The following is a 21,510-nucleotide window of genomic DNA, read 5'->3' as shown; positions in this document are numbered from 1 at the left end:
GGTCCAGGGGCGAAGCCCCCCACGCGGCGGAGCCGCATAACGTCAGGTGCCGGGAAGGGGCGGGGAGGGGAACAGCCCGCCGCAGGCGCCAAGACCAGCCGGGCACCCCCAGACCGTCGCCCCTACAACCGTGGGTCCACCGGCTCCGACTCCAGCGCGAGCACCGCGAAGACCGCCTCGTGGACGCGCCACAGGGGCTCGCCCTCCGCCAGTCGGTCCAGCGCCTCCAGGCCGAGCGCGTACTCGCGCAGGGCGAGTGACCGCTTGTGGCCCAGGTGGCGCTCCCGCAGCCGGGCCAGGTTCTCCGGGCGGGTGTACTCCGGGCCGTAGATGATGCGCAGATACTCGCGGCCCCGGCACTTCACGCCCGGCTGGACCAGCCGGCCGTCGCCCTTGCGGACGAAGCCCTGGAGCGGCTTGACCACCATGCCCTCGCCGCCCGCGGCCGTCAGGTCCAGCCACCACCGCACCCCTTCGGCGACCGACGTCTCGTCCTCGGTGTCGACGATCAGCCGGCGGGTGGGGGCCAGCAGCCGGGCGCCGTCGGCAGCCGGTTTCTCCGCCTCGATCATCCGGTCGATCAGGGCGAGCTGCTGGTCGTGCGGAAGCGCGGTGGCGAGGTTGCGGCCCTGGACGGCCAGGATCTGGAACGGCGCCATCCGGATGCCGTCCAGCCCGTCGACCGGCCAGCAGTAGCGCCGGTAGGCAGCGGTGAAGGCGGCCGCGTCCGACGCCCGGTCACGCTCCTTGCCGAGCAGCGCGGACACCTCGACACCGCGCGCCTCCGCGCCCTCCAGCGCCGCGAGGACGCCGGGGAAGACGGCGCGCGAGGCGGCGCCCACCGCCGAGTACTGGTGGCGCAGCAGCCCCTCGGCCTTGAGCGACCACGGCATCAACTCGGCGTCCAGCAGCAGCCAGTCGGTGTCCAGCTCCTGCCACAGCCCGGCGCGGTCGAGGCAGCCGCTCAGCCCGCGCAGCACGGTCTCCGTGAGCTGGGCGTCGTCGAAGAACGGCCGTCCGGTACGGGTGTGGATCGAGCCGGAGACGCCGTCCGGCGTGCCGAAGCGCTCCCGCGCGATGTCCGCGTCACGGCACACCAGCGCCACCGCACGCGAGCCCATGTGCTTCTCCTCGCAGATCACCTGGCGCACCCCGTCCGCGCGGTAGGCGGCGAACGCCTCCGCCGGATGCTCCAGGAAGCCGCCGTCGGCGGCTCCGTCGCCGGTCCCCTCCTTGGAGGTGGCGGTCGGCGCCATGGTGGGCGGGAGATAGCCGAGCAGCCGGGGGTCGACCGCGAAACGGCTCATGACCTCCAGCGCCGCCGCCGCGTTCTCCTCCTTGACCGCGACCCGGCCCATGTGGCGGGTCTCGACGATCCGGCGGCCCCGTACGTCGCCCAGGTCGAGCGGGCGCCCGTCGGCGCCTCCGGGGGCCTCGGTGGTGAGCGGCTTGACCGGTTCGTACCAGACCCGCTCGGCCGGAACGTCCACCAGCTCGCGCTCCGGCCAGCGCAGCGCGGTCATCCGGCCGCCGAAGACACAGCCGGTGTCCAGGCAGATGGTGTTGTTGAGCCAGGAGGCGCGGGGGGTGGGGGTGTGGCCGTAGACGACGGCGGCGCGGCCGCGGTAGTCCTCGGCCCACGGATAGCGCACCGGCAGGCCGAACTCATCGGTCTCCCCGGTCGTCTCCCCGTACAGCGCGTGCGAACGGACCCGGCCGGAGGTGCGGCCGTGGTACTTCTCGGGCAGCCCGGCGTGACACACCACCAGCGCCCCGCCGTCCAGTACGTAGTGGCTGATCAGCGACTCGATGAAGTCCCGCACCCGGTCGGCGAACGCCGGGTCCGCACGGTGCTCCCGGTCCAGCTGCTCCACGGTCTCGGCGAGGCCATGGGTGACCCGGACCTTGCGGCCCTTCAGGTAGCGCCCGAGCTTGTTCTCGTGGTTGCCGGGCACGCACAGGGCCGCGCCGGAGGCGACCATGCCCATCACCAGGCGCAGCACCCCGGGGCTGTCGGGGCCGCGGTCGACGAGGTCGCCGACGAAGACCGCCGTACGGCCCTCGGGGTGGGCGGCGTCGACCGGGCGGCCGAGCTCGTCGCGGCGCAGGGCGTAGCCCAGCTTGGCCAGCAGGGTCTCCAGTTCGGAGCGGCAGCCGTGGATGTCGCCGATGATGTCGAACGGGCCGGTGAGATGGCGCAGATCGTTGTAGCGGCGCTCGGTCGCGACCTCCGCGGCCTCGGCCTCCTCGGCGCCGCGCAGGACGTGCACCTTGCGGAACCCCTCGCGCTCCAGGGCCTTCAGCGAGCGGCGCAGCTCACGGCGCTGGCGGGGGATCACATGCTCGGGCATTCCGGCGCGGTCGGGGCGCTGGGCGTTGCGCCGGGCGCACTCGCCCTCGGGGACGTCGAGGACGATCGCCACGGGCAGGACGTCGTGCTCGCGCGCGAGCCCGATCAGGCTGCGGCGGGACTCGCCGCGGACGTTGGTGGCGTCGACGACGGTCAGCCGTCCGGCGGCCAGCCGCTTGCCCACGATGTAGTGGAGCAGGTCGAAGGCGTCGGGGGTGGCGCTCTGGTCGTTCTCGTCATCGGCGACCAGCCCGCGGCAGACGTCGGAGGAGACGATCTGGGTGGGCAGGAAGTGGCGCCGGGCGAAGGTGGACTTGCCGGAGCCGGTGGTGCCGACGAGCACCACGAGGGACAGGTCGGGCACCCCGATGGTGCGCTTCTCCTCGGTCATGCTGCCGCCTCCTTCGTCGTGGTCGTGGCGGTGGTCGTGGCCGTGGTCATGGTGGCGGTCGCACCGGTCGCGGCGGCGGTGGGGGCCATGCCGGTCGCGGTGGCCGTGGCGGTCGTGGCGGTGCGGTCGCCGTTCCGGCTGTCCGTGCCGTCGTCGCCGCCCCCGGCGGCCACGCGGAAGAGCGCCAGCTGGGTGGGCGGGCCGACCTCGGGGTCCTCGGGGCCGACGGGGCGGAACTCCACCACGTAGCCGTGCCGTTCGGCGACCTGTCCCGCCCAGGCCCGGAACTCCTCGCGCGTCCACTCGAAGCGGTGGTCGCCGTGGCGCATCCGCCCGGCGGGCAGGGTTTCCCAGCGCACGTTGTACTCCACGTTGGGCGTGGTCACCACGACGGCCTTGGGCCGGGCGGCACCGAACACCACATGCTCGAGGGCGGGCAGCCGGGGCGGATCCACATGCTCGATCACCTCGCTGAGCACCGCCGCGTCATATCCGGCGAGCCGGGAGTCGGTGTAGGTGAGCGCGCCCTGGGTCAGCTTCAGCCGGGCCGACTGCCGCTCGGCCGCGGCCGTGTCGAAGCCGGGGCGGTCCAGCCGCAGCCTCCGCGCCGCCTCGTTGAGCGCGCGCATCGACACATCGACGCCCACGATCTCGGTGAACCGCGCCTCCTTCAGCAGCGCGCCCAGCAAGTGGCCCTGGCCGCAGCCCAGATCGAGCACCCGGGCCGCCCCGACCCCGCGCAGGGCGTCGAGTATCGCCTCCCGCCGCCGGACCGCCAGTGGCACCGGCCGCTCCTCGGCGCCCTCCTCGCCCTCATCCTCCGCCATCGGCTCGGCCGCCGCCGGTTCGCCGACGGCGTTGTCGATCTCCTCCGCCACGGTGTCGTCGGCCTCGGCGAGCCGCGCCAGCTCCAGCCGCTCCAGCGCGCTGCGCGTCAGCGACCAGCGCCGGGCCAGATAGCGGTTGGTGATCAGCCGCTGCTCGGGGTGGCTCTCCAGCCAGCCCTCGCCGGAGCGCAACAGCTTGTCGACCTCGTCCGGGGCGACCCAGTAGTGCTTGGCGTCATCGAGCACGGGCAGCAGCACATACAACTGGCGCAGGGCATCGGCCAGCCGCGGCTCGCCCTCCAGCACCAGCCGTACGTACCGCGAGTCGCCCCATGCCGGGAACTCCTCGTCCAGCGCCACCGGCTCCGCCGTCACCGCCCAGCCCAGCGGCGCGAAGAGCCGCTCGACCAGGGCGGCGCCGCCGCGCGCGGGCAGCGCGGGCACCTCGATCCGCAGCGGCAGCGCCCGCTCCGGCAGCTCGGGCCGGGCCTTGCACTGGCCCCGCAGAGCGCTGGAGAAGACCGCGCTCAGCGCGACAGCCAGCAGGGAGGAGGCGGCGTACGGGCGGTCGTTGACGTACTGCGCGAGCGCGGAGTCGGGGGCGCCGCCCCGGCCCTTGCCGCGGCCCCGCCGCACCAGCGCCACGGAGTCCACTTCCAACAGCAGCGCCGCGGTGCAGCGTTCGGCGGTCGCCTCGGGGTAGAGGACATGCGCGGTGCCGTAGGAGGTCGAGAACCGCTGCGCCTTGTCGGGATGCTTGTGCAGCAGAAACCCGAGGTCGGTCGCGGGGCGCTCGGCGGTGCCGGTGGTGGTTATCGTCAAGAACACCCGTCCGAGTATCGCCCGGCGGTCCTCCCGCACCTAATGGTTTCTCACCACCGCCGCCAGCTCCGCGATCCGCTCCGGGCCCACCCGGCAGCAGCCGCCGATGAGCCGTGCCCCCGCGTCCCGCCATGCCTTCACCCGCCCCGGGTCGAAGGTCGCCCGGCCGCGCCAGCTCCGTGCCGTGGCATCCCACTCCTCTCCGCTGTTCGGATAGACCACCACCGGCTTGCCTGTGGTGTCGGCCGCGATCTCCACGGCCCGGTCCGCGTCGCCCGGCTCACAGCAGTTGACGCCGACGGCGATCACCTGGTCGACCCCCGCGGCCAGGGCGAACGCGTCCCTCAGCGGCTGCCCGGCCCGGGTGGTCTCCCCCGCGATGCTGTAGGAGAGCCATACCGGCACCCCGCATCCCTCGACGGCGCTCAGCAGCGCCGCGGCCTCATCGGCGTCCGGCACCGTCTCCAGCGCCAGCGCGTCGGGACCGGCCGCGGCGAGGGCCTCGATCCTCGGCCGGTGGAACCGCGCCAGCTCGGCCACGCTCAGCCCGTACCGCCCGCGGTACTCGCTGCCGTCCGCCAGCATCGCCCCGTAAGGGCCGACGGAGGCGGCGACCCACACCGGCCCCGCGCCCCGCTCGCCCGCGGCCGTCCGTTCGGCGGCCGCCCGCTCGGCCCCCGCGCGCGCCAGCTCGACACTGCGCCGCAGCAGTGCCGTGGCCGCTTCGTGGCCCACGCCCCGGTGGGCGAAGCCCTCGTAGGTGGCCTGATAGCTGCCGGTGATGAGCACCCGCGCGCCCGCCCGTGCGTAGGCGGTGTGGGCCGCCTCGAGCTGCCCCGGGGCGTCGGCCAGCAGCCGGGCCGACCACAGCTCGTCGGAGAGATCGCAGCCCTGTGCCTCCAGCTGGTTGGAGAGACCGCCGTCGAGGACGAGCGGTCCGCGCTCCAGCGCGGCGGCCAGGGAGGCGGGGCTTGAGGCGGGGGTCACGGACATCACGGGTGCTCCTGGTGGTGCGCTCAGCCCAGTTGGGCCTGGACCTGCGAGGAGATCAGCTCCAGGTGGTCGAGGTCGTTCAGGTCCAGCATCTGCAGGTAGAGCCGGGAGGCGCCGGCCTCCGCATAGCGGCCGATCTTCTCGACGACCTCGGCCGGGGTACCCGCCAGGCCGTTCTCCTTCAGCTCCTCGACCTCCCGGCCGATCGCCGCGGCCCGCCGGGCGACCTCGGCGTCGTCCTTGCCCACGCACGCCACGAGCGCGTTGGAGTACACCAGGTCGTCACCCTTGCGGCCGGCGGCCTCGGCCGCCTCCCGCACCCGGCCGAACTGGCGCTCACTGTCCTCGGGCGAGGCAAACGGCATATTGAACTCGTCCGCGTACCGCGCGGCCAGCCGCGGGGTGCGGGTGGCCCCCTGGCCGCCGATCAGCACCGGCACCTTGCTCTGCGCGGGCTTGGGCAGCCCCGGGGAGTCCACCAGCTGGTAGTGGGCACCGTCGTGGCCGAAGGTCTCGCCGACCGGGGTCCGCCACAGCCCGGTGACGATGGCCAGCTGCTCCTCCAGCCGGGCGAACTTCTCCTTGGGGAAGGGGATCCCATAGGCCCGGTGCTCCTCCTCGAACCAGCCCGCGCCCAGGCCCAGCTCGACTCGTCCACCCGACATCTGGTCGACCTGCGCGACCTGGATCGCCAGCACACCGGGCAGCCGGAAGGTGGCGGCGGTCATCAGGGTGCCCAGCCGGATCCGCCGGGTCTCGCGGGCCAGCCCGGCCAGGGTGATCCAGGCGTCGGTGGGGCCGGGGAGGCCGTCCACGTCTCCCATGTGGAGGTAGTGGTCGGACCGGAAGAAGGCGTCGAATCCGAGGTCCTCGGTGGCCTTGGCGACGGTGAGCAGCGTGTCGTAGGTCGCCCCCTGCTGGGGCTCGGTGAAGATGCGAAGATCCATGGCACCCATCCTGCCTCGTCACGCGGCACCGCCCCACTCCCCACCCCACTCGCGGAAGGTGAGGTGCCTGAGCATGCCGTGCACCCGGTCCCGGGCCTCGTCCGCCGCGTCGATCGCCTCCACGCACTGCCAGTACAGCGCCTCCTCCTCGGTATTGGAGGCGACTCCGACCAGCGCGAAGCCCGCCTCCGCGAGCAGCTCCCCCAGTGCCAGCAGCACCTCCCTCGGATCACGCACCTCCGAGAGCTGGGCGGCCCGTAAACCGCCGCCGCGCAACGTGGGGTGGTGCAGCGCCGGGTGGAACAGGGCGCCGCGCGCCCGCCCGCCCGCCTCGCACAGACCGCGCGCCTCCGCTCGCGCGGCCGCCGGGCCGCTCACCACGAAATATCCGCCGACCGCTTCGGCCAGCGCTTGCACCTGCCAGGCTTCGGCCACGATGTCGTGCACGCTCCCGGCCTTCGCCAGGGCGTGCCGGGTGACACCGATCAGCCGCATCGCGTCCATTCCCCGCACCCCTCTCAACGGACTTCCGAGCCCGTCACTCCTCCACTACCCAGAGTGATAAGTAACAGGCCGAAAAGCTAGGGGAATTCAGGAATCTGTTGACAACAGTTGCGATGTGGATAACTTTCTCACTACGGAGAGTGACGGATCAAGGGGTCGGAGCCCCGCGCGCCACCGGAGATCACGGTTCACCGCCACGGCCCCCGTTCACCGCCATAGCCACCCGTTCACCGCGAGATCACCCATTCACCGCCAAAGCCCCCGTTCGCGGCCGGCCCCCGTCGGCGCCGCGCACAGCCTCCGTACGCGCTCAGCGCCGGCATGCGCTCAGCTCCCACTCCGTACGCGCTCAGCCCCCGTACGCCGTCAGCGCGCCCCGTTCACCGGAAACCGCACCTCGTTCCGGTCGATCTTCGCCGAGAGCGCCGCGAGCGCGTCGATCCCCAGCACCTCACAGAACTGGAGCAGATACGCCAGCACATCGGCGACCTCGTCCTCGACCCGGCCCGCCTCCCCCTCCTCCTCCATCACCCGCGCCGACTGCTCGGGCGTCAGCCACTGGAAGATCTCCACCAGTTCCGACGCCTCGACGCTCAGTGCCGCCGCGAGGTTCTTCGGGGTGTGGTACTGCTGCCAGTCGCGCGCCGCCGCGAAGGCGGCCAGCCTGCGCTGCAGCGCCGCCACGTCCAGGCCGTCGGTTCGTCGCTCGCTCTCATGGGACTCGCTCACGCCCCAGGTTTACCACCGTGACGGGGGCGTCCCCGACCGCCCCCGTCACGTCCCCCACCGTCCCCACGAGCCGGATGTGCCCCCGTGCGCACATCCGGGCCGCCACCCCCAGGAGCTCCCGCGCCTGCCGCCGGTCCAGACACCGGTCGAAACCGTCGGCCAGCACGGTCAGCACCTGCCGCGCGGGGAGCACATCGGCCGCCGGGTCCACGGCCAGCACACCGGGCCCGGTCAGCAGCACCAGTGCGAGCGCGAGATACCTCAGCTCGCCGTCGCCGAGGCGCTCCACGGGCATCGCGCCGAGCTCCCCCTGCTCGACCAGGGCCCGCACCACCCCGTCCGCCCGCCCCTCCGTGACCAGCCCCTCGACCGGCCCGGCGCACCCCGCCCGGACCGCCGCGACCAGCGCCGCGTGCCGCGAACCGCACTCCCGGCTGGTCCGCCGCAGCACCGTCGCCAGGTTCTCGCAGCCGCCGCGCAGCCGACCGTCCCTCGGCGGCGCCGGCGCCCGCATCCGGTCCGGCCGCGGGTCGCAGGGGAAGACCGAGCGCAGCGCGATGACCACCTGCTCGGCGGCGGCGAGCGCGAGCCGCTGCCCCTCCGTCGTGCCCGCGACCCGCAGCGGCAGCAGCGAGGTCGCCAGCCGGTCGTCCGGCAGCGGGGCGCGGGTCACCGCGACCGCGCCCGCCGTGTGCCAGGCGGCCTGGACGCAGCGCCGCCCCGGGTCGCGCAGCGCCGTCTCCAGCAGGGTCTCCCCCGCCCCTGTCATCCGCTCGCCCACGATGCGCAGTTCGGGCTCGGCCTGTACGGCGACATCGACCCGTACGGGCCCGACCGGGCCGTCCACGGTGCAGCCGATCCGGAAGCCGCGCCGCCCCTGCCGGTCCGGCCGCGCCCGGCGCGGGATGTACGCGCCCGGATCGCGGAACACCTCCGCGAGCCGGGCGCCGCCCGCGAGCCGGGCGAGCGCCGCGTACGCCTCCAGCACCCCGGACTTACCGCTGCCGCTCGGACCGGAGATCAGGGTCAGCGGCCCCAGCCGAAACGCGGCACGGCGGTGGCTCTTGAAGGCCGACAGCCTCAACTCGGAGACGATGGGACGCAGTTCGGTCCTGGCGGGCAGCAGCCCGGATGCGCTCATGCTCTGGAACATATCTGTGGCACATACCGCCGAACCGTTACTCCTTCCGTATCTTCCTACCATCGGGGGATAGCCGCCGTGGCCGATGATGACCGAGGGACAGCGGATGTTCGGCGCTCGAGGAATTGAGGACGGTACGGGGGCCCATGGCTGACAGCACGTTCTGGATCGCGGCCCTCACCGGTGGTACCGCCGTCCTGGCCAGCTGGGTCACCAGCCGCGGCAACACCCGGGCCGCCCGGATCCAGGCGGAGACCGCGGCACTCGCCCAGCGTGCGGAGCGGCTGCGCGACAGCAGGCGCACGGCGTATCTCGATCTGATCGAACAGACCCACGCCATCGGCGAGTTGTACTGGGAGGTCGACGCCGCGGAACGCACCGGCCCGGCGGACCGCCGCGCCGCGCTCCTGGACGAGCTGGCCGAGCGCGAACGCGACGCGTACGGCAGGATGCGCCGCTGTGTGCGGGTGGTCGAGCTGGAGGGCCCGGCCGCCGCGGCCACGGCCGCGAACGCGCTGCAGAAGGCCACCGGCCCGTTCCACCGCTCGCTGCGTGCGATGCGCTCCGGCGAACCGGCGGCGGGGCAGCGATTTCACGCCGCGTTCAGCCCGTTCTGGCAGGCCCTCACGGACTTCGTGGACGCCGCGAAGGCGGCCCTCCAGGAGGTCTAGCGGGGAGTCCTGACGAGGCGCGGCGGAGCGTCCCGACGAGGCGTGGCGAGGCGTCCTGACGAGGCGTGGCGAGGCGTCCTGACGAGGCGTGGCGAGGCGTGCCGACGAGGCGAATGGGGTGTGTTGTCAGGAAGCGGACGAGCCGGGCGGGAACGCGCCCGCGAGAGGCCGCCGGATGGCCAATTCTGTCAACTACATGTCAGACCGGCCCACTTCACGGCCCGCCCGCACCCCGGCCCCCGAAACTCGGACGGTGGCCGTCGGCCCGGGGCCCGAGGGGCGCCATCAGCACGGATGCTGAGGCGCGGATCGCTTCCCTAAACCCTTTGGCGGAGTCGCCCTCACCCCCCAGGCCGATTTCCACGAGGACACGTGGTGCCGCCCGAACGGCTGTCCTAGCGTGCCCTCTTACTGGAACCTTAACTCCCTAAGGAGCGTCATGTTCGGGCGAATAGGACGGTTCTCCGTCAACCGTCCATGGCTGGTCGTCGCGATGTGGGTCATCGCGGCGGTCGGCCTGGCCATCCTTGCCCCACCGCTGAAGTCCAGCACCGACCAAGCCGACTTCCTGCCCTCGCACTACGAATCGGTGCGGGTGACCAAGCTCCAGGAGCACGCGTTCCCGCAGCAGGAGAGCGCGGCCGCCATTCTGGTCTACCAGCGGCCGGACGGCGGAAAGCTCTCCGAGGCCGACAAGGCCGCCGTCATCAAGGCGACCAAGGGGTTCCAGGACAAGAAGTACGAGACCTTCAAGTCCGTGGTGACCACGCCCGAGGCCGTCTCCAAGGACGGCAAGATGGCGCTGGCCAACATCTACTCGACCAAGAAGGACCTCTACGACGAGGACACCCAGCAGTCGATCAAGGATCTGCGCGCGGACCGCGACAAGCTGCTGAAGGGCACCTCGCTGAAGGTCGATGTGGCCGGTCCGGCGGCCTCGGGGCTCGATTCCGCGGAGTCCGAGGGTGACACCGACGCCATGATCATGATGGCCACCCTGGTCCTGATCATCGTGCTGCTCGGCGCCATCTTCCGCAGTCCGCTCATCGCGCTGATGCCCGTGCTGATGATCATGGTCATGTTCATCATGGCCCAGGGTCTGATCGGCACCGCCAGTGACTGGTTCGGGCTCGAGGCCGACAGCGGAGTGTCCGCGATCCTGATCGTGGTGCTGTTCGGCGTCGGCACGGACTACATGCTGTTCCTGCTGTTCCGCTACCGCGAAAACCTCCGCCAGGGCGAGGAGCCCAAGGAGGCTCTGATCAACGCGGCCTCCCGGGTCGGTGAGACCATCGCGTCGGCGGCCGGCGCGGTCATCGTGGCGTTCCTCGCCCTGACGCTGTCGACGATGGGCAGCATGCGCGCCATGGGGCCCTCGCTGGCGATCTCCGTCGCGGTCACCCTGGTGGCGGCCCTCACCCTGGTGCCCGCGGTGTTCTCGCTGCTGGGGACGAAGGCGTTCTGGCCGTCCAAGGCGTGGAAGCAGGCGCCTCGCAACCGGCTCGCCAACGGCACCGGCTCCCTGATCTCGCGCCGTCCCGGCCTGATCGCCACGGTGTCCGCCTGTGTGCTGGCGGCCCTCGCGGTGGGCGCGTTCGGCTTCAAGGCCGAGTTCGACACCGACAGCTCGCTGCCGAAGGACCTGGAGTCCGTCAAGGCCATGGCGGAGCTGCAGAAGAGCTTCTCGGCCGGTGAGTCCGACCCGAGCCTGGTGTACGTCCAGTCCAAGGGCGGCGCCAAGCTGGACGCCGCGGCGCTCACCGGGTTCCGGAAGAAGCTGGAGGGGGTCGAGGGCGTCGGCGAGGTCTCCCCCGCCGTGCCCAACCCCAAGGGTGACGTGGCCCAGTTCAGCGTCGTGCTGAAGTACCGGCCCGCCTCCGAGAAGGCCATCGAGCTGGTGGCCGGGGACCTGCGGGACACCGCGCACGAATCCGCGCCCCCGGGCAGCGAGGCCCTGGTCGGCGGGACGACCGCGGTGCTGGGCGACATCGAGGACGCGGTCAACCACGACTACCGGCTGGTGTTCCCGGTCGCGGGCGTGGCCATCATGCTGATCCTCGGCCTGCTGCTGCGCAGCCTGGTGGCACCGCTGTACCTGATGCTCGCCGTGGGCCTCGGCTTCGCCGCGACCCTGGGCTCGACGGTCTGGCTGTTCCAGGACATCAAGGGCGAGCACGGTCTGCTCTTCATGCTGCCGATCGTGGTCTATCTGTTCGTGGTGGCGATCGGCACGGACTACAACATCCTGATGGTGGCCCGATTGCGGGAGGAGGTCGGGAAGGGCAAGTCCCCGGCCGAGGCGGCCCGGCTCGCGGTGGCCCACTCGGCGCCGACGATCGGTTCGGCCGCCATCATCCTGGCGGGCACCTTCGGTGTGCTGATGCTGGCCAGCAACACCATGCTGCAGCAGATGGGCTTCGCCGTCGCCTTCGGCATCCTGCTCACCGCGTTCATCATGGCGCTGCTGCTGGTGCCCACGGTGACCGCGATGCTCGGCTCCAAGGCGTGGTGGCCCAACCACCGCTTCGACTCCCCCCACGCGTCCGGTGGATCCGGCCCGGGGCGGGCCGAGGAGTCCGACACCGCGGAGACCGTACGGGTGTGATCCGCGGCTCACGAGCCGCCGAAACGCCGCGGTGGCCCTTCGCGACATCGTCGCGGAGGGCCACCGGTGGGGGGACGGGGGCTCGGGCGGATCAGGGGCCGACCGGCCGGAACAGCTCGGCCGGGGCCCCGCCGCCATGGCCCGTCGCATGGGCGTCGAACAGGTCCCGGAAGTCCGCCTCCGGCGGCCAGAGCATGGAGTGCTGCGAGCGGTAGCACTCGATCGCCTCGTACTTGGCGGACCAGGAGGCTTCCCCGGCGGTCTCGGCCACCGGGTCCAGCAGGGCATGGCCCTCGGGAAGCGGCGGGATGTCACTGCCCCGCAGCCCGTAGGGGAGATCCTCCCAGCACCGCACCGGGACCTTCCCGGCCAGCGCGGTCACTACCGCGTCACGGGTGCGCCGGTGGTCGATGTGGTTGCCGACCGCCGCGCTGGTCAGGACCTCCTCGGGCTGGATCCGCTCGGCCAGTTCGGCCACCGCGGCCGCCAGCAGGTCGCAGAGCTGCGGTTCGGCGGCCTCGCTGCCCTGCACCATCGGCCCGTCGACGTCGATGAGCCAGGTGCCGTCGGGCCGCCGCCGGTAGACCGCGTCGAGGAACTCGCCGTGGAGCGGGGTGGCGCCCAGCCGGGCCAGGGCCTTGCGGTCCTCCTCCCGCCGGTGCTCCATCGGCTCGGTCTCCAGGCCCCAGGTGTAGTGGAAGTACTCGGCGATGGGCGAGTACGGCAGCGGCGGGATGCCCGCGAACAGGGTGAGGACCGTGACCTCGGCGCCTTCGGAGGCCAGGTGGTGGATCCGGCTGCCGGCGGACAGCACGGCGTCGTCCAGGTGCGGGGAGACGACGAGGATGTGGGAGGGCATCAGGACGGGGACCGTTCGTCATCGGTGGTGGACGGTTCGTATCCGGCGGTGGACGGTTCGTATCCGGCGGTGGGCTCCGGCGCCCCGGTGGTACGGGGGACCCGCTGACGGGCGCCGTCGGCGGTCTCCGGCTCCCCGGTCTCGCCCTGGGCCATGGCGGCGGCGACGGCCGACGCGGAGCCGGGGCGGTTCTTCTGCACCCAGCCGGGGATGTTGCGTTGTTTGAGGGACCCCTCGGAGATGACGAGCGCGCCCGGCGGGACGTCCTCGGCGATCAGCGCGCGGGCGCCCGAGTAGACCCCGTCGCCGATGGTGACCGGTGCGATGAGCCCGTTCTGGCCGCCGATGCGGACGTTGCGGCCCACGACGGAGCGGTACTTCTTGCGGCCGTCGTAGTTGGCGAAGCCGGACAGGCCGCCGATGTTGCTGCCCTCGCCGATGTCCGCGTCACCGATGTACGACAGATGCGGGACCTTGGCCCCGGCGCCGAGCGTGGAGTTCTTGATCTCCACGAACGTGCCCACCTTGGCGCCCTTGTCGAGCCGGGTGTCGGGCCGCACATACGCGTACGGACCGACCTGCGCCGACGGGCCCAGGGCCGCCTGGTCCAGCACCGAGCTGGTGACCTCGGCACCGGCGCCGATCTCGGACGTGGACACGGTCGAGTAGGCCCGCACCCGGGCGCCCGCGCCGAGGTCCGAGGCGCTCACGGTGGACCGCTCCACCAGCGCCCCCTCGCCCACGGCGGAGTCCCGCACCTCGGTGTCCGGGCCGATCACCGCGCCGGACGCCACCGAACTGGAGCCGAGGACACGGGTGTTGGGCAGCACGATCGCCCCGGCGGCCAGCCTGGCGCCGACGTCGATCCAGGCCGTCCCCGGGTCGGCGATGTCGACCCCGGCCGCCAGCCACCAGCGGTTGATCCGGTCGCGCAGAACGGCCCGCACCCGGGCCAGCTGGATCTGGTCGTTGGCGCCCAGGATGTCGTCCGGGTCCTCCGCGACCGTGATGCCGACGCGCAGGTCGTGCGCGGCGAAGTGGTCCAGCACGGTGGCCAGGTACTCGCCGGTGGTGTGCCCGCCCGCCAGCAGATCGTCGAAGGCGGCGCGCAGGGCGGTGGCGTCGAACGCGTAGACCCCGGCGCCCACCTCGCGCAGCCGGCCGCCGGCCGGGCCGTCTCCGGGCCCCCGGCGGTCGCCCCGGTCCGGCGGCAGCAGGGCCTCGTACTCGCCCACCTCGGACCGCAGCACCAGGCTGTAGCCGACCGAGTCCGGCAGATGGCCGGACAGCAGGGTCATGGCGTTGCCCGCCTTCTCGTGCTCGGCCACCAGCCGGGCGAGGGTGTCCCCGGTGAGCAGCGGCGCGTCCCCGCAGCTGACCAGGATGGTCCCGGTGAAGTCCGGGAGCCGGTGCACGGCGGCGAGCAGGGCGTGGCCGTAGCCGCCCTGGTGCTCCTGGACGGCGGTCTCCGGCGCGGGACCGGCGTCGGCGAAGTGGGCGGCGAGGTAGGCCTCGACGTCCGCGCGCTGGTGTCCGGTGACCACGACCGTGTGCCGCGGCGCGAGTTCGGCGACGGCGTCGAGGACATGGCCGAGCATGGCCCGGCCGCCGACCTCGCGCAGCACCTTCTGGGGGCCGGGTCCCATGCGCTCCCCGTTCCCCGCGGCGAGCACCACGGCGGCCAGCTCCCGGTCGCGCTCCTCCCGGGCCCGCCCTTCCGGGTCGCCCCCCGGCCCGGAACGCCATTCGCTCTTACTATCGAGTATCTTTTGGGAAATCATCTCAATCAGCCCCTCCTGAGGTGGATCAGGCCGCCCGGACTGCATTTCGGACAGCGTGACGCAGGTCTCAGACAAGGGCGAAGCAGACAGGGCCGCAAGGGATGTCCAGGACCCTTGGCAGGAAGCTGACTGCGCGCTCGACCGCTCCGCCCGGCCTTCCTAGCATCGAATTCACCACATGACGTCAACCGGCCATCTGAGGCGTCCGGATGGCGGAAGAGGAGTTATCCGTGAGCGTCTCTCGTCCGGGCCTTCCGGAGGAAATTCCGGAGAATGCGCGACCGCTGCACATCGCGATGTTCAACATCCCGGCGGACGGTCATGTGAATCCGAATCTCGCACTCTGCGCGGAATTGGTGAAGCGGGGCCACCGGGTCAGCTTCTCCATCGACGAGGGGCACGCCGAGGCGGTGCGGGCCACCGGGGCCGAGCCGGTCCTGTACAAGACGACCTTCCCGGACGCGGGCCGCGGTGAGCGGTTCCCCATCACCGATGTGATCGCGATGTCCTCGCTCTTCCTGCGGGAGGCGGTCGCGGTGCTGCCGCAGCAGCTCGCCGCGTTCGAGGACGACCGCCCCGACCTGGTCCTCTACGACTACGCCGCGCTGTCGGCCCAGATCCTGGCCAAGCGCTGGGGCGTCCCGGCGGTGCGGCTCTCGCCGACCCGGGTGTCCAGCAACACCTACGAGCGGGATCTGGCGCCGTTCTACGCCTCGGTGGCGGACGACCCGGCGTGGCTGGCCTACCGGGAGGAGTTCCAGCACTTCCTGGACGAGGGCGGGATGGACCTGACCATCGAGGAGTTCCTCTACGTCGGCCGGGCCGACCACTATGTGGTCACCATCCCGCGGGCGTTCCAGGCCGACGCGGACGAACTCGGCGACGCCTACACGTTCGTGGGCCCCGTGGTGCGCGGGCAGGAGGTCCACCGGGCCCCCTGGCAGCCGCCCGCCGACGGCCGTCCGGTGCTGCTGATCGCCTTCGGCTCCATCGCACCCGAGGTGCCCGAGGTGCAGCGGGTCTTCTTCGAGTGCGCGGAGGCGTTCGCGGAGGGGCCGTGGCATGTGGTGATGTCGATCGGCAGGCATCTGGACCCGGCGGACTTCGGGCCGCTGCCCCCGCACCTGGAGCTCATCCCCGAGGCGCCGCAGCTCCAGGTGCTGGCCGAGGCGGCGGTGTTCATCACCCACGCGGGTATGGGTTCCACCTTGGAGGCGATCCAGTACGGGGTTCCCATGGTGGCCGTGCCCATGGGGTTCGACCAGATGGAGAACGCCCGGGTGATCGACGGGCTGGGCATCGGCGTACGGACGCCCTTCGAAGGCATCACCGGCGAGGAGCTGCGGGAGGCGGTGGAGCGGGTGTCCGCCGACCCCGAGGTGGCCCGGCGGCTGGCGGAGCTGCGCGCCGAGATCCTCGCGGAGGGCGGCGCCCGCGCGGCGGCCGACGCGATCGAGGGCGTGCCGCGGCACGCACGGGCCTGACGCGTGTCCGCGTCGGGGACGGCTGCCGGGGCGGGGCCGGCGCGGGAGTCGCGCCGGGCCGCCCTGGCCGCCTTCGTCTGGGCGGTGGTCTTCACCGCGATGCATGTGTACTGGTTCGCCGGGGGCCGGTTCGGGCTCGGCGACGCGCCCGAGGTGGTGCCGGAGGCCACCACCACCAGTGACCGGATCCAGGGCGCGGTCATCACCGGCATGTTCGCGGTGGGCATCGTGCTGCCGCTGGCGCTGACCCGGCCGTGGGGACGGCGGATCCCCCGGTGGGCGGCGCTGTTCTGCCTGTGGACCGGCGCCGCGCTGGTGGCGGTGCGCGGGGGCGCCGGGCTGCTGGACACGGCGCTGCGCGGCACCGGTCTGGCGCGGAACGGCCTGACCGGTCTGACGTACGAGCAGATCACCGGCGACGCCCACCCGTCGGCGTACACCATCTGGTCCGGCGTCTGCGTCGACGCCTACTTCGTGCTCGGCGGGATCCTGTACGGCCTGACCGCCCGGTGGCTGGGCCGGAGGGCCCGGCCCGGACGGCCCGTCACGGCAGAGTGACCACCAGCGCGGCGTGCGCCAGCCCCGCGCCGAACCCCGCCAGCAGGGCCAGTCCCCCCGAGGGCAGCGCCCCGCGGTCCCTGAGGGCCTCCATGGCGAGCGGGACGGACGCGGCGGAGGTGTTGCCCGCGGAGGTGATGTCGTCGGCGACCACGACATGCGGCGGCAGGTCCAGGGCCTTGGCCACCGCCTCGGTGATGCGCAGATTCGCCTGGTGCGGGACGAAGGCGGACAGCTGGTCCACCGTGACACCGGCCCGTTCCAGGGCGGTGGCCGCCGTGCGCGGCACCTCCCTGATCGCCCAGCGGAACACCTCGGACCCGGCCATCCGCATGTACGGCCCGGGGTGGTCCGCGTCGCGGGCGGCGGTCCAGGGCTCCTGATGGGCGATGAGGCCGTGCTGCTCACCGTCGGACCCCCAGGCCACGGAGTGGATACCGGGTTCGGCGGCGGGGCCGACCAGCACCGCGCCCGCGCCGTCCGCGAAGAGGAACGCGGCCCCCCGGTCGTCCGGGTCCACGATGTCGGTCATCCGCTCGGAGCCGATCACCAGCACCCGGCGGGAGGTGCCCGCGCGGATGAGCCCGTCCGCCACGGCCAGGGCGTAGCAGAAGCCCGCGCAGGCGACCTGCACATCGAAGGCGGCGGCGGACCGCGCGCCGAGGGCCGCTGCCACCTGGGGCGCCGCCGCCGGGGACTGGTACAGGTAGGACATCGAGGCGAGCAGCACGGTGTCGACGTCGGCGGGGGCCACGCCCGCGTCGGCCAGGGCCTTGCCCCCGGCGTGCGCGGCCATGGTGATCACCGTCTCGTCCGGCCCGGCGTAGCGCCGGCTGACGATGCCCGACCGGCGCCGTATCCAGGTGTCTGAGGAGTCCAGACGCGCGCACAGCTCCTCGTTGGGCACGGTACGGGCGGGACGGTAGCCGCCGAGGCCCAGGATGCGCGCGCCCGCCCCGCCCTGACGTCCGGTCATGCCGGGCCTCCGCCGACCCGTACCAGGGTGCCGTCCACGTACTGCTGGCGGCAGGTGCCCCGGCGCACCTTGCCGCTCGTCGTCTTGGGCAGGGTGCCGCGGCGGATGACGACGACGTCCTCGGCCTCCAGCCGGTGGTCGCTGCGGACCCGTTCGCGCACGGCGCTGACCAGCACGTCGTGGCCGGCCGCACGCAGCGCCCGGCCGTCCGCCTCGATCACCACGACCAGGGCCTCCCGGTCGCCCCGGTCCACCGCGAAGGCGGCGGCGGAGGCGGGGCGCAGCGCGGGGTGGCTGCGCTCGGCGGAGTACTCCAGGTCCTGCGGGTAGTGGTTGCGGCCCTTGACCACGAGGAGGTCCTTGAGCCGTCCGGTGACATAGAGCTCGCCGTCGCGGACGAAGCCGATGTCGCCGGTGCGCAGGAACGCCCCGGTGTCGGCGTCGTCGGCGATCCGGGCCCGGAAGGTCTCCTCGCTCTCCCGCTCGCGGCCCGCGTAACCGGCCGCCACACAGGGGCCGGTGGCCCAGATCTCGCCCACCCGGCCGGGTCCGGCCGCGCGCCGGGTGGCGGGGTCCACGATGCGCACGCGGGTGTCGCCGATGGTGCGGCCGCAGCTGACCACGGGGATCGCGTCGGCGTCCGTGGTCTCCGTGACCCGCCCCCGGCCGAGGTCGGTGGGCGACAGGGTGAGGGCGCGCGGCGGTTCGCCGGGACCACTGCCGCTGATCTTGAGGGTGTGTTCGGCGAGTCCGTAGCCCGGCGAGACCGCCTGGGGGTCCAGGCCGTACGAGGTGAACGCCTCGGTGAACGCCCGGACGGTGTGGAGCCGGACCGGCTCGGCGCCGTTGACGGCCGCCCGCCAGGCGGACAGGTCGGTGCCCGGCGCCGGGCGTGCCTCCCGTACGCACAGGTCGTAGGCGAAGTTGGGGGCGGCGGCGTGGGTGCCGCCGAACCGGGAGAGGGCCTCCAGCCAGCGGGCCGGGCGGCGTACGAACGCCTCGGGGCCCATGAGGTAGGAGGGGATCCCGGCCCACAGCGGCAGGACGACGCCGAACAGCAGCCCCATGTCGTGGAAGAGCGGGAGCCAGGAGACCACGGTGCCGCCCTTGGTGGGCCACAGGGCGTCGGTCTCGGCGGCGTTGTGCCAGAAGTTGCGGTGGGTGACCATCACGCCCTTGGGCGTGCCGGTGGAGCCGGAGGTGTACTGGAGCAGCGCCACGTCGTCGAGTCCGGCGTCGGGCAGGGGCTCCCCGGCCGGCGCCGTATCGGGCCATTCGTCGGTGGCCGCCAGTTCCAGACCGCGCAGCTCGGGGGCGCCGGGGAAGTCGGCCAGCAGCCGGTCGCGGGTCTCGGCGGTGGTGAGGACCAGGGTGGTGCCCGAGTCGTCGGCCACGGAGCGCAGCCGGCGCAGCGCCTGGCCGTTCCTGGGCACCTGCACGGGCGCTCCCATGACCCCGGCGGCGGCGCATCCGAGCCAGGCTCGGACGAATTCGAGGCCGGTGGGGTAGAGCAGTACGGCGCCGCGGCCGCGGACGTCCCGGCGGCGGAGTTCGGCCGCGCGGCCCAGGGCCTGGCGCAGGAGTTCCGCGTAGGTGACCCGGTCGTCCGGGTCCTCGCCATTGCGGAGATAGCAGTAGGCGAGGTCGTCCGGATTCTCGGCGGCGCGCCGGGCGAGCAGGGCCGGCAGGGACATCAGCTTTTCGGGGTCATGGCCGACAGAAGTCATGTCCATCCTTTTCAGCGGTGGATGGCTCCTGTATAGCCAGGGGCACCGGGCCCCTCAAGGCCGGTATCACCATGCTGCCAATATCACGGAATACCGTCCGGTAACAATTCCGGACGGTCATTCCATGACCATTCCCTGGCCCTTCAATGCCGCATCAGTTCCGTCCGCCGCCACGCGAAATGAGGAAAAGCACCTTCAGGCCGATCACTCCGGAGATCACCAGCAGGTGATAGCCGAGCAATTGGAAGAGTCCTATTCCGGGAACGACCACCGGACCGCCGTCGATACTGAGCAGGATCACCGACATGACCCCGCTCGTGGCGGCGATGAAGGTCAGCAGGATCTCGTGCACCAGCGATCTGATGTACGTACGGTCGCGGGCGTTGGCGAAGAGCCGTACCCCGACGCCGAGGCGGCCCTGTTCGAGCGCGCTGGTGACCCGGTCCAGCCGCCGCGGCAGTCTGCGCAGCAGCTCCCAGGCCGCCATCACATCGGTCGGGCTGATCAGCTGGCCCAGCGGTTCGCCGCCGACGTGGGCGAAGCCCCCGTCGGCGAAGGTCCGGGCCTCCTCCACCATGACGAAGCCCGGGGCGATGAGCATCAGGGTGCCCTCGAGGGTGCCCAGGGCCCGGAAGACGGCCGCGACCTCGGGCGGGATGGTCAGCCCGTGCCGCTGGACCAGCCGGAAGAGGTCGGTGAAGATCTGCACGCTGGGCGTGGAGCCGGGGGCGAAGTAGCGGGACAGGAAGCGGCCGAGCTCCCGCTGGAGCCGCTGCTCGTCGATCTCCTCGGGCCGGGTGACCACTTCCAGCAGCGCGTCACAGAGGGCGGCCGGATCCTGGCTGTTGAGCGCGAAGAGCAGGGACCGCAGACCGGAGCGGACCTGGGCGTCGACCCGGCCGACCGAGCCGAAGTCGATCACGCCGATGGCGCCGTCGTCCAGCAGCAGGATGTTTCCCGGGTGGGGGTCGGCGTGGAAGGTGCCGTCGGTCATCACCTGGTGGAACATGTTGACCATCACCTTCCTGGCCAGTGCCAGGCGTTCCTCCGCGGTGCCCTTCAGGACCGCGGCGGCCGAGCCGATGGGGGTGCCGGAGAGCCGCTCCATGACCAGCACCTGCTCGCCCGACCACTCCTCGTACACCCTCGGCAGCCGGATGCCGGTGCCCTCGGAGCGCCGGCTCCAGGCCGCGCTCACGGTGGCGATATTGGCCGCCTCGATGCGGAAGTCCAGCTCCTCGCGGACCGAGGTGGCGAATCCGTCGGCCAGGTCCACCACTCCCAGCGCGCGGGCCCAGCCGGCCCGCCGCTCCAGCGTCCTGGCGAACCGCAGGATGATCTGGAGGTCGCATTCGGCGACCTCCCGGACCCCCGGGCGGCGCACCTTGACCACGACCTCCTCGCCCGAGTGCAGCCGGGCCGCGTGGACCTGCGCGATGGACGCCGCCGCCAGCGGCTCGTGGTCGAAGTGGGCGAAGGCCTCCTCCAGTGGCACGCCCAGCTCCCGCTCCAGGGCTTCCCCCACCACCTGCCAGGGCTCCGGGGAGACCTGGTGGTGCAGCCGCCCCAGCTCGGCGATGAACGCGGGCGGGAGCAGGTCCCGGCGGGTGGACAGCACCTGGCCCAGCTTCACGAAGGTGGCGCCGCCCTCCTCCAGCGCCAGCCGCAGCGGCCTGGCCATCCGGCCGGACCCCGGCCCCCGGCCCCCGGAGGGGACCGCGCCGTACCGGCCGGGGCGCAGCCCGTGCCGCATCGCGATGGACACGATGTGCCAGTAGCGGCGGGTGCGGGCCACCCGGGACCGCACCGAGCGCACCCAGCCGCGCGGCCCGCCCAGCGTGCCGCTGGGCGCGACCACTTCGAGGACGGCCAGGAAGCCGGTGGTCACCACCAGCGTGGAGCCGAACTGCACCCCGGTGAGGATGCCGCGCTGCTCGGGGCGCTGCATCAGCAGGCTGAAGACGGCCAGGCCGACCACGCTGACCAGCCCGGCCAGCAGGGACCGTACGATCCCGATGCGCAGGCCCAGCAGCCTCCGGGCGCTGAACACGAACGCCATGATGAACGCGCTCATCACCAGGAGGGCCAGGAGGAACTGGGCCAGCTTCATCACAGCGCGGGGTCCTTAGGGGTCCTTCGGAGTCC

16 protein-coding genes are annotated in these 21,510 nt (G+C 72.7%); 4 read left to right on the top strand and 12 right to left on the bottom strand.

Features of this window, described 5'->3' with window-relative positions; genetic code table 11:
* Positions 1-122: 122 nt before the first annotated feature.
* The 7 genes from JK364_RS21435 to JK364_RS21405 form a co-directional block, all read right to left on the bottom strand.
* Positions 123-2,741, bottom strand: a complete 2,619-nt coding sequence (locus tag JK364_RS21435; RefSeq protein ID WP_201852752.1) for a polynucleotide kinase-phosphatase — start codon at positions 2,739-2,741, stop codon at positions 123-125.
* The gene (locus JK364_RS21430) at positions 2,738-4,396 is read right to left on the bottom strand and encodes a 3' terminal RNA ribose 2'-O-methyltransferase Hen1 (RefSeq protein ID WP_201852751.1); all 1,659 of its coding nucleotides are present in this window, start codon (positions 4,394-4,396) and stop codon (positions 2,738-2,740) included. The genes JK364_RS21435 and JK364_RS21430 overlap by 4 nt, the downstream gene beginning before the upstream one ends.
* A 33-nt stretch (positions 4,397-4,429) precedes the next feature.
* Positions 4,430-5,383, bottom strand: a complete 954-nt coding sequence (mmuM, locus tag JK364_RS21425) for a homocysteine S-methyltransferase (RefSeq protein ID WP_201852750.1) — start codon at positions 5,381-5,383, stop codon at positions 4,430-4,432.
* 23 nt (positions 5,384-5,406) lie between these two features.
* Entirely contained in the window at positions 5,407-6,330 is a 924-nt protein-coding gene (locus tag JK364_RS21420; protein WP_201852749.1) for an LLM class F420-dependent oxidoreductase, read from the bottom strand.
* Positions 6,331-6,348: 18 nt separating this feature from the next.
* On the bottom strand, positions 6,349-6,834 hold the full coding sequence (locus JK364_RS21415; RefSeq protein ID WP_020867923.1) for a DUF6099 family protein: 486 nt from the start codon (positions 6,832-6,834) through the stop codon (positions 6,349-6,351).
* A 366-nt stretch (positions 6,835-7,200) separates the two neighbouring features.
* Entirely contained in the window at positions 7,201-7,563 is a 363-nt protein-coding gene (locus tag JK364_RS21410) for a nucleotide pyrophosphohydrolase (protein WP_201852748.1), read from the bottom strand.
* Positions 7,547-8,704, bottom strand: coding sequence for an AAA family ATPase (locus tag JK364_RS21405; protein WP_201852747.1), 1,158 nt, complete (start codon positions 8,702-8,704; stop codon positions 7,547-7,549). Before JK364_RS21405 ends, JK364_RS21410 begins: the two co-directional genes overlap by 17 nt.
* Positions 8,705-8,850: 146 nt before the next feature.
* On the opposite strand from JK364_RS21405, the gene JK364_RS21400 reads away from it, so the two are divergent.
* Together JK364_RS21400 and JK364_RS21395 are read left to right on the top strand one after the other, a co-directional pair.
* Positions 8,851-9,375 (top strand): hypothetical protein, encoded by a 525-nt coding sequence (locus JK364_RS21400; protein ID WP_201852746.1) that lies wholly within the window; start codon positions 8,851-8,853, stop codon positions 9,373-9,375.
* Between the two features lie 439 nt (positions 9,376-9,814).
* On the top strand, positions 9,815-11,980 hold the full coding sequence (locus JK364_RS21395) for an MMPL family transporter (protein WP_201852745.1): 2,166 nt from the start codon (positions 9,815-9,817) through the stop codon (positions 11,978-11,980).
* Between the two features lie 91 nt (positions 11,981-12,071).
* Here JK364_RS21395 and JK364_RS21390 read toward each other — a convergent pair whose 3' ends face one another.
* On the bottom strand, positions 12,072-12,839 hold the full coding sequence (locus JK364_RS21390) for a PIG-L deacetylase family protein (protein WP_201852744.1): 768 nt from the start codon (positions 12,837-12,839) through the stop codon (positions 12,072-12,074).
* On the bottom strand, positions 12,839-14,620 hold the full coding sequence (locus JK364_RS21385; RefSeq protein WP_201852743.1) for a bifunctional UDP-N-acetylglucosamine diphosphorylase/glucosamine-1-phosphate N-acetyltransferase GlmU: 1,782 nt from the start codon (positions 14,618-14,620) through the stop codon (positions 12,839-12,841). The genes JK364_RS21390 and JK364_RS21385 overlap by 1 nt, the downstream gene beginning before the upstream one ends.
* Before the next feature lie 230 nt (positions 14,621-14,850).
* On the opposite strand from JK364_RS21385, the gene JK364_RS21380 reads away from it, so the two are divergent.
* Both JK364_RS21380 and JK364_RS21375 read left to right on the top strand, forming a co-directional pair.
* Positions 14,851-16,104, top strand: a complete 1,254-nt coding sequence (locus JK364_RS21380) for a macrolide family glycosyltransferase (RefSeq protein WP_201852742.1) — start codon at positions 14,851-14,853, stop codon at positions 16,102-16,104.
* Positions 16,105-16,107: 3 nt separating this feature from the next.
* Positions 16,108-16,662, top strand: a complete 555-nt coding sequence (locus JK364_RS21375) for a DUF3995 domain-containing protein (protein WP_307841342.1) — start codon at positions 16,108-16,110, stop codon at positions 16,660-16,662.
* On the opposite strand, the gene JK364_RS21370 is transcribed toward JK364_RS21375, so the two are convergent.
* The 3 genes from JK364_RS21370 to JK364_RS21360 form a co-directional block, all read right to left on the bottom strand.
* On the bottom strand, positions 16,649-17,638 hold the full coding sequence (locus JK364_RS21370; protein WP_201852741.1) for a beta-ketoacyl-ACP synthase III: 990 nt from the start codon (positions 17,636-17,638) through the stop codon (positions 16,649-16,651). The two genes, JK364_RS21375 and JK364_RS21370, sit on opposite strands and share 14 nt — an antisense overlap.
* Positions 17,635-19,365, bottom strand: coding sequence for a fatty acyl-AMP ligase (locus tag JK364_RS21365; protein ID WP_230992288.1), 1,731 nt, complete (start codon positions 19,363-19,365; stop codon positions 17,635-17,637). The genes JK364_RS21370 and JK364_RS21365 overlap by 4 nt, the downstream gene beginning before the upstream one ends.
* A gap of 154 nt (positions 19,366-19,519) precedes the next feature.
* On the bottom strand, positions 19,520-21,475 hold the full coding sequence (locus JK364_RS21360; RefSeq protein WP_201852739.1) for an ABC1 kinase family protein: 1,956 nt from the start codon (positions 21,473-21,475) through the stop codon (positions 19,520-19,522).
* Positions 21,476-21,510: the final 35 nt, after the last annotated feature.

This window comes from Streptomyces endocoffeicus (assembly GCF_016741935.1).
In the GTDB taxonomy this organism is placed as follows: domain Bacteria; phylum Actinomycetota; class Actinomycetes; order Streptomycetales; family Streptomycetaceae; genus Streptomyces; species Streptomyces endocoffeicus.
The sequence above is the reverse complement of the archived record's forward strand: the minus strand, read 5'-3'. Positions and strand labels throughout refer to the sequence as shown.

What these genes read in the sequence shown, in the direction of transcription:
- JK364_RS21435 (WP_201852752.1), bottom strand. Translation starts at nt 2,741, where the DNA reads ATGACCGAGGAGAAGCGCACCATCGGGGTGCCCGACCTGTCCCTCGTG.
- mmuM (WP_201852750.1), bottom strand. Translation starts at nt 5,383, where the DNA reads ATGTCCGTGACCCCCGCCTCAAGCCCCGCCTCCCTGGCCGCCGCGCTG.
- JK364_RS21420 (WP_201852749.1), bottom strand. Translation starts at nt 6,330, where the DNA reads ATGGATCTTCGCATCTTCACCGAGCCCCAGCAGGGGGCGACCTACGAC.
- JK364_RS21415 (WP_020867923.1), bottom strand. Translation starts at nt 6,834, where the DNA reads ATGGACGCGATGCGGCTGATCGGTGTCACCCGGCACGCCCTGGCGAAG.
- JK364_RS21405 (WP_201852747.1), bottom strand. Translation starts at nt 8,704, where the DNA reads ATGAGCGCATCCGGGCTGCTGCCCGCCAGGACCGAACTGCGTCCCATC.
- JK364_RS21400 (WP_201852746.1), top strand. Translation starts at nt 8,851, where the DNA reads ATGGCTGACAGCACGTTCTGGATCGCGGCCCTCACCGGTGGTACCGCC.
- JK364_RS21395 (WP_201852745.1), top strand. Translation starts at nt 9,815, where the DNA reads ATGTTCGGGCGAATAGGACGGTTCTCCGTCAACCGTCCATGGCTGGTC.
- JK364_RS21390 (WP_201852744.1), bottom strand. Translation starts at nt 12,839, where the DNA reads ATGCCCTCCCACATCCTCGTCGTCTCCCCGCACCTGGACGACGCCGTG.
- JK364_RS21385 (WP_201852743.1), bottom strand. Translation starts at nt 14,620, where the DNA reads ATGATTTCCCAAAAGATACTCGATAGTAAGAGCGAATGGCGTTCCGGG.
- JK364_RS21370 (WP_201852741.1), bottom strand. Translation starts at nt 17,638, where the DNA reads ATGACCGGACGTCAGGGCGGGGCGGGCGCGCGCATCCTGGGCCTCGGC.
- JK364_RS21365 (WP_230992288.1), bottom strand. Translation starts at nt 19,365, where the DNA reads ATGACTTCTGTCGGCCATGACCCCGAAAAGCTGATGTCCCTGCCGGCC.
- JK364_RS21360 (WP_201852739.1), bottom strand. Translation starts at nt 21,475, where the DNA reads ATGAAGCTGGCCCAGTTCCTCCTGGCCCTCCTGGTGATGAGCGCGTTC.